The organism is Brucella pecoris (assembly GCF_006376675.1).
Lineage (GTDB): Bacteria > Pseudomonadota > Alphaproteobacteria > Rhizobiales > Rhizobiaceae > Brucella > Brucella pecoris.
Genome location: NZ_VEWK01000030.1, coordinates 1 through 15,620, shown reverse-complemented (window position 1 = coordinate 15,620; position 15,620 = coordinate 1). Strand labels below are relative to the sequence as shown.

Here is a 15,620-nt window from a genome sequence, read left to right as displayed (position 1 = left end):
CGACAAGCCGGATGATCTCATGCTTTTCGGAGGCGGGATATCTCATTCGTCGTCGCCCCCATCCCCGATCATGCTTTATGGAATGGCCCGCCCCTTTCCCCAGGGTCTGTTAGGATGCTGTCGTGTGCGAAGAAGAAAGGAACGAGCCAATGACTATTGTGATCCTTGGAGTTGATCTGGGCAAGACATCTTGTAGCGTCGTGGGTGTTGATGCAACTGGCGCGGTAGTTGCTCGCAGGACGATGCGTCGTCAGACCCTAATTGATTACGTAACGAAACTTCCGACTTGCGTTGTAGCGATGGAAGCGTGTTGTGGAGCTCATCATCTTGGTCGGCTGTTTGCGGCACAAGGCCACGAGGTTCGGCTGATGTCGCCAGAATATGTTCGCCCGTACATCAAGGCCCAGAAAAACGATGATCGGGACGCTGAGGGGATTGCCGAAGCTGCATCTCGACCGACCATGCGTTTCATCGATCTTAAGAGCGAGGAGCAACTGGATATCCAAACACTGCATCGGGTGCGTAGTCGGCTTGTGGCAGAGCGAAGGAATCTGATCAATCAGCTTCGCGCAATTCTGTTGGAACGTGGGATCATCTTCCCGGTCGGACGGAAAAAGTTCGAGATCGGCATGGATGCTCTGCTCGCAGAGAGCACCGAAATATTATCTCCACGTACGCGTCAGCTGGTTGGCGATTTGCGTGTGGAATGGAAGGGCCTCGATACGAAGATCGAAGCCTTGAATACTGAACTTATCCAACTTGCACGCAATGATGCGGCCATGCGTAGACTGACGTCTATCCCCGGCATAGGTGTGCTCAATGCTACGGCCCTGGTGGCTGCAGTGGGAGATGCAAGCAGCTTCAAGAAAGCGCGCGATCTGGGTGCCTGGCTCGGACTGGTCCCTAAACAGCACAGCACCGGCGGCAAACCCCGGCTGCTTGGAATATCAAAACGTGGCAACACTTATTTACGCACTCTGCTCATTCATGGAGCTCGCGCAGCGTTACCGTCCCTTTCAAGAACTGACACGCCTCTGGGGCAATGGCTGAAGTCCATGATCGAGCGCGGCGTACACCGTAACGCCGTGGTTGTAGCGCTAGCAAATAAGCTGGCGCGGATAGCATGGGCTGCCTTGCGCAAGGAAACTGGCTTTGACCGCAGTCATCCGATAGCTGCGTAATCGATCGGCTACGCACCATCAAAAGCGTAGCCCAACGAGGTTTGCAGGAAGGATCGTGAAGATGGCCTGACAGTCGAACGGCGTTTGGAAAGCCCGGTCAAAAAAATGGTACCTGTTGCCGAGGTCTTTATTGGGGCTCTGAACGTGCGGATGTCCATCTTGGCCATGAGCTTGCTCATGAGACCGTATACGTTGACGCAGACTGATCAGAACACCGTAAAATCCTCTTGCAACGGGGCGGGCCATACGTTTTTTGAGCAGGCGGTTTTCCAGAGTGACGTCGGCCAGCGCCTCCTTCAGGTCACGGCTTTCACGACGCAGCGCTTTTACTTCGTCGCTGGTGGCAGAACGGGCGGTGTCGCCTGCAAGACGCTTCTTGCCTGCCTCGAGGAATTCTTTCGACCAGCTATAATAAAGGCTCTCGGCGATCCCCTCACGGCGGCAGATCGCAGCAATGCTGTCTTCCCCGCGCAGACCTTCCAAAACAATACGGATTTTATCCTCGGCTGAATAATGTTTACGCGTGGCACGACGGATATCTTTGATCGTCCTCTCCGCAGAAGACGTTTGGGGAACGGGTTTCTGTCTCATCTTTGCGTCCTTTGATAAAGCTATGATGAGCCGAAAACCCTCTCTTCTCAGTTAATACAATTTGGTCTCATGGGCGTTGATGTCGGACAGCCGCACAGCAGCTTGGCCGCGACTGGGTCGGTATTGAACTGGACAAGAACCACCATGCCACCGCCTGCAAACGGCTGGCATCCATGCCGCGTGACCGGGTGGCGGCATAAGCCGCCCCTCATTCTCCCGTAAGTTGCTGCCGCCCTTGCGGCGTTCGGCATCGGAAGGTTTTGGCAGAAAGATTTTCCCCTACATGCTTCATGGAACTGATTGCTACTGGCTTTTATAGGTCCATCACCGATGGCCGCCTCTATCTTTACGCAAAAAACGGCGTCTCGCCGGACACGTCCGGCTCGCATCCACGCGAACGACGATCGTTACGACGATTCAGACTTGTCGTCAGGCCGCACCAGTTCGACATGGCTGACGCCAAGCGCCTGCGCGAGTTCATAGAGCGTGATGACTGTCGGATTGCGCCGCCCCTGCTCAAGGCCGCTCAGATATTGCTGGCTAAAACCGGAACGCGCCTCGACATCTTCCTGTGTCAGGCCCTTCTCCCGACGCAGGCGGGCAAAATTCCGGCCAACAAGTTTGCGCATATCCATGCGCCGGAAGATCGCCGTTTACATACTTTAAGTTTATCAACTATAATATGTATTACGCGATAAGAGGCCGATGCAGGAATTCTCGTTTCACTATCCTCGTCATTCCCGATTTTCACGGCAAACGTGATTTTCCAGATTGCCTGTTGGCCCTGCGCCGGACATGGCGTAAAAATCTCAACCGGCATTCAACTTTTGTCGCATGAAGCGAGGCCGTCATGAGCAGCAAAGCCGAACTGAAGGATGCACCACCGCAAAGCCTGACCGTGACTTCCTATGACTGGGATTACCGGGTTGAATATCTGCGGCTTTTGGATGCCGATGCTGATGGGGCAGACTGGCAGGAAGCCATGGAGATCATATTCGGACTTGATGTGGGTGCAGACCCCGAACGTGCGCGGCGCATTCATGACAGTCATCTGGCGCGAGCTAAATGGATGACACATACCGGCTATCGGCATTTGTTGCAGCCTCATCATTGAGGTGCGGTGTTCACCGCGCGACCGCACGGAATCATCATCGAGTGCATATGGTTGTGTTACACCCGGTTCCACCTGCCGGGCTTTTCTGTCTTTCGTTTCCGCGTCACGCTTCATGACATATCCATGACTGAGACGTAGGCATGTGTTCCGGCTCCATATGATGTCGGATCATTCCTGCATAGCGACTGTGTTTGAGAGTAACGAAGCGTTGCCCGGCCCATTCCTTCCCGGCAGTGCTTGTGTGCGGAGTTCAGACCATGAAGCCAGATACAAGGGAATGGAATAAATCCAGCAATTACGATCCCATCGATGCGATGGAAGTGGATGGCGTGGCATGGGAGTTTTTGCGCCGTAACCAGCAATACCAGGCGGATTACAAAAACAGCACTTTACAAGAGCCTGAACCTGCCGAAAGCGAAACGGACGGCATTCAGTCATCACCCGACAGCGGCATCCCCAAAAAATGGGGGCTGCGATTTTGCCGCCGATCCAAGGTTGACGTGCCAGCAGCAACCACTGTTCTGGCTCCCTGAACTCGATACCGGCACATTGTTCATGACTGCCCTGCCCGACTGGTTTCAACCGCATGTCAGCGAACAGGCATCGCAGCGTTCTGTCTCGACTCCATCTTTTTCCATTTCCGGCGAACCGGTTCTGGCGTCAGAGGGGCAGTATTTCCGCATTGAGGCGTCGAACGTCAGAATGCCGACTGTCTATCTCAGTGGGAGAGAACAGAACCGAGACCGTCCCAACTGCGATTTTCACCGAAGCGCGTTTATTATCCCGCACGACGAACACCTACTGGATCGAACAGAAACGCTCTTGCGTTTTTGTCGTCTGGCCAAAGGTCTGCACTCACCTGACAACAGACTGACGCCAAGCCAGAAGTTACGCCTGCGCCAGATGCTGCAAGCCGCCGACGGTGATGAACAAGGCGCATCAGGCCCGGAGATTGCCGAAGTGATCTATGGGCGAAGCCGCGACAAGGGCCGGGCCTGGTATGAGTCCACCTATCGCTTCAGGGTGCATCGCCTGATCGAAGATGGCCGCGCCATTATCGATAGCGGTTATCGTCTGCTGCTGCGGCCAAAGCGGCGCGGATAGTAGCGCGCTCATTTCCCCATCTCACAACTTTATAATCGCCGTTTCGCGGCAGTCTGTTCAAAGCGCATCTGCTTTTCACGCAGCTTTTTCCCTGTCCTCACCTGTGCGGATTCATCGTTGCCGTTTGCGCACATCCCGAGCATGCCGGTTTCCCGCCACCGTGCTTCTGTGCCGCCGATTGTATCGCGCGGCCTGTCGCAACGCACGGAGCCACGATCATGCCCCCTGTCATACCCGGAATGCCGCCACGTTACCTTCGCACGCCAGAGGCTGCGACCTTTCTCGGCCTGTCACACAGGACACTGGAAAAGCATCGCACCTATGGAACAGGTCCCGTCTATCGCAAGATCGGCGGGCGTGTCGTCTATGCCCTTGAAGACCTTCAGGCATGGGTGGCGCAGGCGACTGTCAAATCGACCTCCGATCCCTCCGGCGGCGTTTCCCCTGCCCGTCCGCCGCGCAAGCCCCAGCCCATCCGGCTGGATCGTAGCGGCCTGCGCTGAAGGGGATGAAGATCATGACATCCTTAACCAAGCCGGAACCTGAACTTCTGACGACTAAGGAAGCCGCGCATTTTTTGCGGCTTTGTAACCGCACGCTGGAAAAGCATCGCTGCTACGGCACAGGCCCAGCTTACCGCAAGCTCGGTGGCCGCGTCTTTTACGCCGTCCCCGATCTTCAGGCGTGGATTGACGGCGGATTGCGCAATTCCACCAGCGATGCCGTGAAGAAGCCCGTTCTTCCAGCAAAAGCACATTCCGCCCTGGCACCCCGCTACCGGCAGGACAGTTTTACGACAGGAGGCAGCAGAAATGAATGCTGATGCTCCCTTCCCTGATGAAACAGGCAACAAAGGTCGGTTCAAAAGCTTAGTTTTAGCAACAACTGATATCCGGCCCAAACCGCAACTGACCCATGTCGAACTCTATTTCCTGCGCAAGCAGGTGGAGCACTGGATCCGTTTCGGGCATCCGGTGCACGATCATCGCATTGACGACAAGAGCCGCGTGGTGAGTTTCGAGACCAACAGTATTTTTGCCTTTGTGCGCTGGATCTCCAATGGCTACGGCACGCTGATCTCCCGCATCGACATCGTGCGGGCAGTCGAAACCGGTGAACCCTACCAGACCCTGCCCTTTGTCACACCGGGCGGCGACATTCTCCTGCGCATTCATGGCTGGCCAAAGGTTCAGCAGGTGCTGGACGTCATCGACACAATCGAAAAGCTCGGCATCGATCCTGCAAACGTATCGCCGGACTACTGGCGGCATGTGCATAACCGTCTGACCGCCAACCAGCCGTTTCGGCCCTATTCCAGAGAACAGCACAAGGCATGGTTGAAGCGCAAGAGGGTTGCGCCATGACTGCGCGTCGCCTGACAATCCTTTCCATGCTGGCGGGAACCGCGTTGATTGCGCTGCCCGCATGGAATCCGCCCGACATTCGTTTCATCTGGAACGCATCGGCCAGTGTACCGGTCGGGCTGTACCGGATCGTCCCGCTGTATGTGTCAGAGGGCGATCAGCTCGACGTCACAGATCTGGCCGTAGTCGTGCCGCCCGATGATCTTGCGACCTTACTTGATGAGCGCGGCTATCTGCCAAAAGGCGTGCCGCTTCTCAAGCGCGTGCTCGCGCTTGGTGGAACCGAGGTCTGCCGCGTCGCAAGCACCATCATCGCCTACGACATGAGCTATGGCCGCGCGCTGGAACGCGACAGTCAGGGCCGCTCGCTGCCTACCTGGCAGGGTTGCCGAATACTCGCCGACAGCGAAGCCTTCTTCATGAACTGGGACAGTCCTGACAGTTTCGACAGCCGGTATTTCGGGCCACTTCCGATCACAACCGTCATCGGCCGGGCGATCCCGATCTGGACCACCGACTATCTAAACCCTCGCACCGACAATGACAATAATCCGGCACTCAACGCGCCGTGACGCCGCTTTCCCCCAATCGACAACTAACAGAATGGAGCATCATCATGAGCCAGATTGGTACGTTCACCCGTACGACTGATGGTTTCTTCGGCCGCATTCGCACGCTTACTCTAAATGCAGAAGTGACAATCCTTCCGGTAGACAGCACCGACGCAGAGAACGCGCCCGAACGTCGTGTTTTCCTCAACGGTGTGGAAGTCGGTGCTGCTTGGGAGCGCACCGGCGAAAAGGCCGGGACATGGCTTTCCATCACCATAGACGACCCGTCGCTCGTCGAACCGATCCGCGCCCGCATGTTCGAGGCTGATGCAAAGAAAGGCATATGGAGCCTGCACTGGTCGCGCAGAATGCGGCGCGATTGCGAGGCATGAAGACATGCGCCGCAATCGTTCCTGCACATCGTTCTGCACACGCCCCTGGATTGATCGAGCGCCGGTCACTGCCCTCGACCCGATCGCTTTTCGGGCGGTCGTCGCGCGCAGCGAAGGTCAAGGGCGGTGGCGTGTTTTCCAGCAAGCGAACTCAATCTTCAGTGTTTCCCGTCCGGAAAACGGTAGCCGCCGGGGAAGCCTTGCCCTTGACGGAAGCGAGCACGATGGCAGGCTGATGGGCAATGGGGACGGCGGACCATGCGCCGCCGTTGCTGTGCTCATGGCGCTGCTGATCGCAGCGACCATGACCGTTACGCTGCCATACGTGGCGATAGCGGATCCGTTGTCGTCGGCGCGCACAGAAACCGCCGCAGGGCCGTCCAATCCGTGGGCCGATCATATCACCGAAGCGGCCAAGCGTTTCGCCATTCCGGAGCAATGGATACGCGCCGTCATGACTGTCGAAAGCGCTGGCGACGTGCGTGCGCTGTCTTCCGCCGGGGCGATAGGCCTGATGCAGATCATGCCTGCCACATGGGAGGAATTACGCATCCGGCACGGACTTGGCAGTGATCCCTATGATCCCCGCGACAACATTCTGGCGGGCGCTGCCTATCTCGCCGAACTGCATGATCTCTACGGTTCGCCGGGCTTCCTCGCAGCATATAATGCTGGTCACGGACGCTACGAAAAGCACCTTGTCACCGGCGATTTATTGCCAGCCGAAACGCGCGCATACGTGGCGAAGATCGCCCCGCAGATCGACGCAAATGCTGCCGCCACCTTGCAAATAACCGACCGCCCGGCGCGCACTGATTGGTACTACGCGCCGCTCTTCGTCGGTCTTGCGAGGGTTCCATCCGGCGACAATTCAACGGCGGACGATCATCGTTCTGTCCAACCGTACAGCGACAGCACGATCACCGATCTTTCGGCGCTCGCACCTCCCTCCGATGGCCTGTTCATTCCTCGTTCCCGCACTGGAGTTGCAAAATGACGCTTTCCGGCAGCAGTCGCACAATAGCGGACTATTTCGCAGTGTGGAGTGTGGATGGGAGATCATTTGGAACAAATAGGGAACTAGCGCAAGATAAAAGCGCATGCGCAGCAAATCCGATTTCCCTTGCCGGTCAACGATTTGTGCTCTGCATGGCGGTCGGTCGTGGGCATGGATCCCGGCAAGCCATGGGAATTCAGTACCTTGGTATGCACGGGCATTATCGGGGTTTGGAGGGAATGACTGATGACCAGCAAAGATGACACATTTAGCATCCGTCCGGGCCGTATCCACTCCACACGCCCATCTGCCAGACCGAAGACATTTATTGCGCAGATATTGAAGGCGGCAAATCGTTCTGGTCCTCTGCCCGCGCGTTCTTGGGGTTCTGCTTCCCGTTCAGGTGCTTTTACCGCAGGCAAAGGCCGCTCGACTTTTGGCCGGGGCCATACCGCCTTCGGGCGATCGCGCCTCTTCAGCCCTGCCCGCCATGTGGTGATCAAGGCCCGCATCGTCCGGCATTCAGGAAGGGCATTTTCCTCGGCACCACTGTCAGCCCATCTCTCCTATCTGCGTCGCGATGGCGTCACCCGTGATGGTGAAACAGCTTCGATGTTTCACCGCGATAGTGATCGTGCCGATCATTCTGCCTTCTCCGAACGCTGTTCCGGCGACCGGCATCATTTCCGCTTCATCGTCTCTCCAATGAAAGAACTCAAGGGGCAAAATGCTTATTCTGCGTCGCATTCCCTGGGCTCTGTTATGTTGAGACCGGCATTTTCGCCGATCGGCTAAATCTTCTTCGTTCGCAGGACGGGGCCTTTGCCGTCCTGCGGTGCTGAACCATTCTCCAATTCGTGCCCCTAACACCGGCCTGTTTGTCGGTTTCGGTCACATAGTGGCGTTCGGCTCCCGGCTTCCCATTCTCCTGAAGAGCGCAGCCCGGACGTGCCGGGCTCGCTAGAAGACAATCAGGACAGCCGGGATATCGTCGACGACGGACCTTCTTTGCTGTTGGTACCGCGCCGCTCGTAAGGGCGCTGGTCACGCAGGATCTGGAAGGTGATCGTCAAAAGTTTGCGCGCGATCGCAACACGCGCTTTGTTCACTCCTCTGAACTTCAGATGTTCGTACTGGGCGCGAAGCTGCGGGTCTGTCGCGATGGCCGGCTGAACGGCCTCGACAAAAGCCCAGCGCAGCCACTTGTTGCCCTGCTTGATAATCTTGCCGTGGTAAGTCTTGCCGCCCGACGAATAGGTCGAGGGCACAAGTCCGGCATAGGCGGCCAACTTCTTCGGATTGCGGAAACGGCTGATGTCGTCAATCTCGGCGTCGATCAGCCTGGCGAAGAACTCCCCGATACCGGGGATGGTCTTCAAAAGCTTCACCTTGCCATTGGTCTTCGTCATAGCCCGGATCGTGGCTTCAGACTGCTTGATCCGCTCATTGATGTCGCCGATGAATTCAAGCCCACGATCGATCTGGACGCGGTCGATTTCTGAAACGTCAATCGCAGCGAGCTGCTGGCGGCCTGTCTTGCCGAACAGATCAGTCGGTTTCTTCAATTGCGCCGTTTGCTCCGGATAGCGGTCGAACACGGTCACGACCCGGTTCTTTGTCATCGTGCGCAGCCGCACATAGAACATCCGCTCTCGAAGTGCGAGGCGCAACTCCCGCACCCTGTCTCCGGGAGCCCATGCCTCCGGCACCAGATCAGCTCTGAGCAGATGCGCCAGCACCGTCGCGTCGATCTTGTCGGTCTTGATCTTCGCGTCGGCGATCGCCTTGACCTTCAATGGGTGGGCGAGAACGACATCATCACAAATGTCGTCGAGCCAGTCGTACATCACCATCCAGTTGCGGGTGGCTTCCATCACAGCATGACTGTTCTGGCGATACCGTTCCAGAAACGAACCGAGAGACTGGCGGTCGTTCTTCACTCGCCCCGATCGCAATGTCTTCCCGCAGGAATCCTGGACAATCAGGTGGCTGTAGCTTTTGTGGTAATCCACGCCAATGTGATAATCATAAGGTGCAGTCACGTTTTGCACTCCTTCCTTAAGTTCGTCAAAACAAGGGAAAGATAAGCCAAACGGCGCAAAACGTGACTGTCCCAAGATCATCGGCATGTCAGCGATCCGTTCTCTCGATGGGCGCGGCATCTTTCATGCCACCTCCTGAGGATGCCGGTGAGATGGAAGACCTGCGTGCATTCACCCGCGATCTCGCCAGACAGATGGAAGCCGATCTTGGAACGGACCTAGACTGGATCGCCGTCGAACACTGGAATACCGACAATCCCCACGTGCATCTGCTGGTGCGTGGTGTTGATGATAAGGGCAAGGATCTCGTCATCGCCCGTGATTATATCAGTACAGGCCTGCGCTCGCGTGCCGAAGACCTGGTTTCCATCGAACTCGGACCGAAACCTGAGCATGAGATAACCAACGCCCTTGAGCGCGAAATCGATGCCGACCGCTGGACGCGTCTCGACGGTGCCATCCGCAGCCTTGCTGAGGAAACCGGCCATGTCGACCTTCGGCCTGACAACGGGATAACCGGTTCCGACGATCCTGAATTCCGAAGACTGCTCATTCGTCGGATGCAAAAGCTGGAAGACATGGGGCTGGCTACGTCGAAAGGTTCTGGCGAATGGACTCTGAAGAACAACGCGGAAAAGACGCTGCGCGAACTTGGAATGCGCGATGATATCATCAAGACGATGCATCGTGCCTTCACGTCACAGGGACAGGATCGCGGCATCGGTGATTACGCCATAGACAGCGCATCAACTCTGTCAGGAGACACACCTGTCATTGGCAGGCTGGTGGAAAAGGGACTGCATGACGAACTGACCGGCGAAGCCTATGCCGTGATCGATGCCACGGACGGACGGGCGCATCATGTCCGCTTTCGTGGTGTCGAGGTCTTTGAGCACGCACCGGACATCGGCGGCGTTGTCGAGGTCAGGCGTTTCGGCAGCCCGGACGATCCAAAGCCGACACTGACGCTGGCCAACCGTTCCGACCTCGATCTTCAGCACCAGATCACAGCACCCGGTGCTACATGGCTGGATCATCGTCTGGTTGAATCCGATCCCATGCCGCTGGCCGAGAGAGGTTTCGGCGCGGAAGTTCGGAATGCCATGTCCGCACGTGCGGAACATCTCACTGAGGAAGGTCTCGCCCGCCGCCAGGGCCAGCGCATCATCCTGCAGCGTAATCTGCTTTCCACTTTACGAAGCCGCGAACTGGACGCTATGGCCCAGCGCCTTGCCACTGAGACCGGCCTGCATCATCTCGACAAGGCCAAGCCCGGCGAATATGTCTCCGGCACTATCCGCCAGCGTCTCGATCTTTCCTCCGGCCGTTTCGCCATGATAGAGACCGTCGATCCCGATGGCGGCCCCGGCTTCCGGCTCGTGCCATGGTCGAAGGAGATCGACAGGAACATCGGCCGGCACATCACCGGCGTCATGCGCGATACGGGCGGCATCGACTGGGGCATCGGACGCAGCAGAGGCCTCGGCTTGTAATGATCACCGACCTTTTTGCACGAGATAACCGCCGTTTGCTTTACGGCAATGCCAACGCGCTTGCCCAGGCGGAGACTATCCCTGCATGGTCGCAGGAGACCAATCGCCAAGACACAAAGGACTTGGGTTTTCGTCATGCGCACCCGCCTCAATCTGACACTGCCTGCAGAACTGGTGGTGAAGATCAATGATGTCTCATCGCGGAAAGGGCTATCTCGCTCGGCAATCGTTGAGGCAGCCGTGTCATCCTTTCTGTCGCCCGACGGACCCGACCGGATGGAGGCAGCCTTTACGCGGCGGCTTGACCGGCTGACCCGGCAGGGACAACGGCTGGAACGCAATATCGGTATCGCCACAGAAACGCTGGCCTTCTTCATCCGCTTCTGGCTGACCGTGACGCCACCACTGCCACCGGATGCTCAAGCCTCAGCTCGTGCAAAAGGCAATGAGCGGTTCGATCACCTTATCCAGGCAATAGGCAGGAAACTGCAAAGCGGTAGCAGCATTTTGGACGAGATTCCATTTGATGTTTCCCCATCTGTCGAACAGTCGGACAGGAAAAGTGAACAGGGAAACTGAGGCACACGGCCTTCGCTTCAATTGTCATCGCGTTTATGTGACGCTGGAAGGAGTATCAAAAATCAGGGATGGTCATATGTGAATGAAGTCAGAAGTGTGGTGACAAAGTTACTTGCCTTCTCCTTGACCAGCGTTTGGGTCCATTCGTTCGTTCCACATAGCCGTAGGTCTGTATAAATGCTGTCAACAGCCGCCTCTTCGATCCGCTTTATGTTTGACAGAAAAGCGGTCTCTCCCTCAGCATAATACATGTCGCGGATTACCATTCGCAGGATTTCCTGAATAGCGATCTGCCAGGCTGTATTGATTGCCTGAAGCTCACCAGTGGATGATTCTGGCATAGAAGGCTCCTTTCGACGTGACGTAACTTTGGCAGCGGTTCACGCTGTTTTATCGGACGCCATCTGTCATCGGGTGAAAAAATCGCAGCGCGCATATTTGGTTCGATACTGCATCGCTGCGCAAACCGGCATATTCGACCAAGTCAACGACGCCTGAATGTCAAAACGTATCACATCTTATTATATTCAGAAAACACGATTAAGCTTTTGCTTTAAGCCTGTCTGGCCTTACGGTCAGCATAGCGCCGGTCGCGTGCTGCTTTGCGAGCGGCTTCATCCTCGAGTAACCGAGTGATGCGATCTCTTTCCGCTGTCTCACGCGTTTCAGCTTCGGCGCGCGCGGTAGCATCTGCAATTGCCTGTCGCTCAGCCGCTTCGGATATCTGACGCTCGGCCTCGGCGCGTTTTAGTCGCTCGCGCTCAAGACGTCGTTCTTCCCTGGCCGCAGCCATGGTCACGCGGTCCGCCTGTCGTGCCAATCTGGCGGGATCAGCGGAAGTGCGCGCCGAGCGATAGGCGGCCAGGAGAGTGGCCTTGGCCTCGGCAGATGCGCTGCGGCGATCGGATAGGTCGGTGTTTCTGGCGTTCTTCAAATCTTTGTCCTGCAAATCATGTTGCAATAAGCTCAGGTTATTCTGGCCCGTTTGGCGAGGAGGGAAGCTGTTGCCGTTTCGCGGTCCTTCAATTCCTTGGCAAGGCGGGCCGTACGAAGCCGACGGTTTTTTTCCTCTCGCGCGAGAACGAGGGAATCGAGTTCCTCGACAGCTCTACTACGCACGACGGGCTGAGACTGCGTTCTGGCGAAGGCAATCTCTGCCTGCTCGCGGGATTTACTAAGTGTTTGTGACATCGTCTGTTCCCCGGTTGGAAGCCGCGAAGAATTGCGACAACAAAAAAGGCCAGGCGATCCGCCTGACCTTGCTGGTATCATGCATTCGACAGTGCCAGTACATCCGTGGTCAAAGGAGAGCGGATACCGGGATAACTCACGCGGACTGAAGATTGCAGGCCGACATCTTACCCGACTTGTTGTCGCGTTCCAGATCGTAGCCGATTTTCTGGCCTTCGATGAGTTCACGCATTCCTGCGCGCTCGACAGCCGAGATGTGAACGAACGCATCGGCGCCGCCATTATCAGGCTGAATGAAGCCGAAGCCCTTGGTGGAATTGAACCATTTAACTGTGCCAGTGGTCATGATGAACCCTTTCATAGCAATAAAAGAACCACAACGCTTACGGCGTTGCAGATGTGATAGCGATTTTTGAAAGAAAAGGTTCGTTCAGGGCACGGTGCCAGACGCGCAATAACCAAAGCTAAGCAGGCAAAGATCGATGATGCATATCTAGACCTGCCCCGCCAAAATGTCAACCCTTAGTTTTTAATCTCGCTATTTTCGATTTTAGGTTGCGGTAACAGGATCTTTTCGCAACGGGGACGAGCTGAAACCTTTACACTCGTTGATTTCCGTCACTCTCAATATAACTTCTGTGACAGCGCTCTGCGGCCCCTTGGCACCACCTGATAAAAATTGGGAGTACGACCTTTTTAGCGAACAGACCAAAAGGCCAGCCCGACGCTGAAGTTCAGCGAACTATGGATGACCAAAAGCCGAAATAGTCTCGGGCCCCGAGGGAGAACCGGCGCCTCTCTGACGGATGACGCCAGACATGAACCTATGCAGTACGGCGCTTGATCGACTTGCAAGCGGCCCGGACAACGGTTTCATTTTCGCAGTCACATATCCAGCCTGGTGAAGCATCATGTTGAGGATATGATTACTGGCGGAATTGAAATCAATCGTGTGAACGGTGGAAGACATGACGTCCTCCTTTCAGATTGCGGGCACGGGCATTAAAGCCCACAGCGACAGCGCCCGTAAAAATTGCTGCCGAAGAGAGGATGATGCGGCATGGCCCTACTTTTGGCAATGCTTCAATTAAGGTCATTGAGGGGCAGAATAGTTTTATGGTGATCCGAAAACAAATGATGCATCGACCATTTCCCTACCAACCGTTATACGGCAATTATTTGCCGTCATGGTGGCGATACTGGGCATGCGGATGAAACCGAGACCAATCATAATGGTAATCAACGGACCGTAATCCTTAAGTACTTACAGGCTTCATCGCGCCCATTGGACAGAGCAGCGGCATAATCGCGGCCAAAATCTACTTAACAAAACGCTCAAAACTGTTCGGGCAAACCGAACTCAGGTCAAGAGGGCTTGAACAGAAACTGAGCTGTTGGCGGCTAGAGGCTGTTATGAACCGGCAGCGATAGCGGATACCTGTTTCATCATGATGCAGGCGAAGGCGACAACATGCAGGCCTGCGAGTGTCTGGGCATATCGCTCGTAGTCTTTGACGAGGCGGCGGAAGCGTGTCGCCCATGCGAATGATCGCTCGACGACCCAGCGACGTGGCAGGAGAACGAAGCCGCGCTTTGCCTCGGGTAGTTTGATGACCTCCAGCGTGATGCCGTAGGTGGCTGCGGCATCGGCGGCACGCGCACCAGTATAGCCCTGATCAACATAGGCGATATCGACGTTGTCACCGGTGACAGCCTGTATGGTCCGGGCGAGCCGTTCGACTTCGCCACGATCCTCGGTACTGGCCGGCGTCACATGAAGCGCGAGCAGGTGGCCCAGCGTATCGACCGCCATGTGGAGCTTCGATCCTTTCTTGCGCTTGCCGCCGTCATAGCCGGCTCGCTCGCCGCTCTCGGGAGTGGAGCGCAGGGTTCGGCTGTCGATGATCGCAGCGCTCGGCTCGGCGGCTCGTCCCGCCGCAAGGCGCAGCACCGCGCGCAGGTCATCCACCATCGCTTCGAAGCAACCCGCCGCCAGCCAGCGCTGCGTCTGCTGATAGACCGCCGCCCAAGGAGGCAGGTCGTTCGGCATCCACCGCCACGGTGCGCCCGTCTTCACGATGTAGCGCAGGCCATTGAAGACCTCCCGAAGGCTGTGCTCCCGCTGTCCGGCATCTTCGCGCTGAAGCGTCAGGTATGGCACGATCAGCGACCATTCTTCATCGGATACGTCAGACGGATAAGGCTTGCGATGAGATTCCATACAAGCCTTTGAATCCATTCGGACTCATAAGTCCATAACAGTCTCTAGTCATAACCCCGGTCTTTTGCAATCGCCCTTGCCTTGAACAGAAAGCGGCGGAGAGCCGGATTTTCATTGGCAGGGCTCCACACCATGCTGAATTCAACGGATGCGTCGGATATCCGACGATAAACAACGCCCGGAAATGCAATCGACGTGAATGCTTCGCCTGCAATCGCGATCCCCTTGCCGAGTCCGACCAGTGGCAGAAGATTATCGTGATGCAGGTCACAATGCTCGATCAGCGGATGCTGGTCGTAAGGTTTTATCTGGTCTGCAATGTAATCATGCGTTTCCCTCCCTGCTGCCATTTCGCTGACCAGGAAGTGACTGCCTACCAGATCGCGCCATGTGATATCGCTTGCCTGACCGGATTGAGCCAATGGATGACTTTCCGGCAGCGCTGCATAGACGGCTTCCGTCCAGAGCGGTTCAACCCGGCAGCCGAAGACATCCCGGTATCCGGCAAGGAAAGCCACATCCATTGAATTGGAACGGATTTCGCCGATATGCGAAAGCGCTGAGCCTTGGCTGTATCTCAACCGAATGGAGGGGTTCTCATGCTTGTACTCGGAAAGGAGCTCCGGCAAGAAACCCGAAGCCAGTGACGAAAACAGGCCGATGCTGACTTCTCCGGTTTCCACATCGCCTTCCGCATAGACCTGATCGAAGGCTTCCTGCATTTAGAGGTGGTTCGGGAAATCTGGACAGCGGAGATAAGTGGAATTTCTGCCTGACTTCGGCTTAGATGCCGAGAACAG

General features: G+C 56.3%; 20 protein-coding genes and 2 pseudogenes. 13 read left to right on the top strand and 9 right to left on the bottom strand.

The genetic code is table 11. The features are described from left to right. The first annotated feature begins 149 nt into the window (after positions 1-149). On the top strand, positions 150-1,181 hold the full coding sequence (locus FIB18_RS24075; RefSeq protein WP_140023402.1) for an IS110 family RNA-guided transposase: 1,032 nt from the start codon (positions 150-152) through the stop codon (positions 1,179-1,181). A 240-nt stretch (positions 1,182-1,421) separates the two neighbouring features. Here FIB18_RS24075 and FIB18_RS24070 read toward each other — a convergent pair. Both FIB18_RS24070 and FIB18_RS24060 read right to left on the bottom strand, forming a co-directional pair. Further along, a pseudogene (locus FIB18_RS24070) lies at positions 1,422-1,772 on the bottom strand (transposase); the annotation flags it as partial. A 407-nt stretch (positions 1,773-2,179) separates the two neighbouring features. Continuing rightward, positions 2,180-2,407: a helix-turn-helix domain-containing protein gene (locus FIB18_RS24060; RefSeq protein WP_140023400.1), complete on the bottom strand. Its 228-nt coding sequence runs from the start codon at positions 2,405-2,407 to the stop codon at positions 2,180-2,182. Between the two features lie 215 nt (positions 2,408-2,622). Between FIB18_RS24060 and FIB18_RS24055 the strand changes: the two genes are divergently transcribed. The 10 genes from FIB18_RS24055 (at position 2,623) to FIB18_RS24015 (ending at position 8,089) form a co-directional block, all read left to right on the top strand. Beyond that, a complete protein-coding gene (locus FIB18_RS24055; RefSeq protein ID WP_113533242.1) occupies positions 2,623-2,886 on the top strand; it encodes a DUF2285 domain-containing protein in 264 nt (87 codons plus the stop codon). A gap of 257 nt (positions 2,887-3,143) precedes the next feature. Then, entirely contained in the window at positions 3,144-3,419 is a 276-nt protein-coding gene (locus FIB18_RS24905; RefSeq protein ID WP_158295747.1) for a transcriptional regulator domain-containing protein, read from the top strand. A gap of 22 nt (positions 3,420-3,441) precedes the next feature. After that, a complete protein-coding gene (locus tag FIB18_RS24050) occupies positions 3,442-3,990 on the top strand; it encodes a DUF2285 domain-containing protein (protein WP_158295746.1) in 549 nt (182 codons plus the stop codon). Between the two features lie 218 nt (positions 3,991-4,208). Then, positions 4,209-4,493 carry a helix-turn-helix transcriptional regulator gene (locus FIB18_RS24045; RefSeq protein ID WP_113533244.1) on the top strand — a complete coding sequence of 95 codons (285 nt, stop codon included), beginning with the start codon at positions 4,209-4,211 and terminating at the stop codon, positions 4,491-4,493. A 14-nt stretch (positions 4,494-4,507) separates the two neighbouring features. Further along, positions 4,508-4,813 (top strand): helix-turn-helix transcriptional regulator, encoded by a 306-nt coding sequence (locus FIB18_RS24040; protein ID WP_140023396.1) that lies wholly within the window; start codon positions 4,508-4,510, stop codon positions 4,811-4,813. Beyond that, positions 4,803-5,354 carry a DUF2840 domain-containing protein gene (locus FIB18_RS24035; RefSeq protein ID WP_140023395.1) on the top strand — a complete coding sequence of 184 codons (552 nt, stop codon included), beginning with the start codon at positions 4,803-4,805 and terminating at the stop codon, positions 5,352-5,354. Before FIB18_RS24040 ends, FIB18_RS24035 begins: the two co-directional genes overlap by 11 nt. Then, a complete protein-coding gene (locus FIB18_RS24030) occupies positions 5,351-5,926 on the top strand; it encodes a S26 family signal peptidase (RefSeq protein ID WP_140023393.1) in 576 nt (191 codons plus the stop codon). The genes FIB18_RS24035 and FIB18_RS24030 overlap by 4 nt, the downstream gene beginning before the upstream one ends. 44 nt (positions 5,927-5,970) lie before the next feature. Further along, positions 5,971-6,297, top strand: coding sequence for a DUF736 domain-containing protein (locus tag FIB18_RS24025; RefSeq protein WP_140023391.1), 327 nt, complete (start codon positions 5,971-5,973; stop codon positions 6,295-6,297). A gap of 4 nt (positions 6,298-6,301) precedes the next feature. Continuing rightward, positions 6,302-7,294: a lytic transglycosylase domain-containing protein gene (locus FIB18_RS24020; protein ID WP_174977473.1), complete on the top strand. Its 993-nt coding sequence runs from the start codon at positions 6,302-6,304 to the stop codon at positions 7,292-7,294. A 246-nt stretch (positions 7,295-7,540) separates the two neighbouring features. After that, positions 7,541-8,089, top strand: coding sequence for a hypothetical protein (locus FIB18_RS24015; RefSeq protein ID WP_140023389.1), 549 nt, complete (start codon positions 7,541-7,543; stop codon positions 8,087-8,089). 176 nt (positions 8,090-8,265) lie between these two features. On the opposite strand, the gene FIB18_RS24010 is transcribed toward FIB18_RS24015, so the two are convergent. After that, a complete protein-coding gene (locus tag FIB18_RS24010) occupies positions 8,266-9,336 on the bottom strand; it encodes an IS110 family RNA-guided transposase (protein WP_076846034.1) in 1,071 nt (356 codons plus the stop codon). 122 nt (positions 9,337-9,458) lie between these two features. Here FIB18_RS24010 and FIB18_RS24005 point away from each other — a divergent pair. After that, a pseudogene (locus FIB18_RS24005) lies at positions 9,459-10,829 on the top strand (relaxase/mobilization nuclease domain-containing protein); the annotation flags it as partial. A 135-nt stretch (positions 10,830-10,964) separates the two neighbouring features. Continuing rightward, a complete protein-coding gene (locus tag FIB18_RS24000; protein WP_140023387.1) occupies positions 10,965-11,408 on the top strand; it encodes a ribbon-helix-helix domain-containing protein in 444 nt (147 codons plus the stop codon). Between the two features lie 62 nt (positions 11,409-11,470). Here FIB18_RS24000 and FIB18_RS23995 read toward each other — a convergent pair whose 3' ends face one another. The 6 genes from FIB18_RS23995 to FIB18_RS23965 form a co-directional block, all read right to left on the bottom strand. Further along, positions 11,471-11,749, bottom strand: coding sequence for a hypothetical protein (locus FIB18_RS23995; RefSeq protein ID WP_140023385.1), 279 nt, complete (start codon positions 11,747-11,749; stop codon positions 11,471-11,473). A gap of 212 nt (positions 11,750-11,961) precedes the next feature. After that, positions 11,962-12,342, bottom strand: coding sequence for a DUF6481 family protein (locus tag FIB18_RS23990; protein ID WP_140023383.1), 381 nt, complete (start codon positions 12,340-12,342; stop codon positions 11,962-11,964). Positions 12,343-12,374: 32 nt separating this feature from the next. Continuing rightward, positions 12,375-12,599, bottom strand: a complete 225-nt coding sequence (locus FIB18_RS23985; RefSeq protein WP_140023381.1) for a hypothetical protein — start codon at positions 12,597-12,599, stop codon at positions 12,375-12,377. Positions 12,600-12,735: 136 nt separating this feature from the next. Then, positions 12,736-12,945: a cold-shock protein gene (locus tag FIB18_RS23980; protein ID WP_140023379.1), complete on the bottom strand. Its 210-nt coding sequence runs from the start codon at positions 12,943-12,945 to the stop codon at positions 12,736-12,738. Between the two features lie 1,065 nt (positions 12,946-14,010). Beyond that, positions 14,011-14,820: an IS5 family transposase gene (locus FIB18_RS23970; protein WP_140023375.1), complete on the bottom strand. Its 810-nt coding sequence runs from the start codon at positions 14,818-14,820 to the stop codon at positions 14,011-14,013. Positions 14,821-14,864: 44 nt separating this feature from the next. Beyond that, entirely contained in the window at positions 14,865-15,542 is a 678-nt protein-coding gene (locus FIB18_RS23965; RefSeq protein WP_140023373.1) for a LysR family substrate-binding domain-containing protein, read from the bottom strand. Between the last annotated feature and the right edge of the window lie 78 nt (positions 15,543-15,620).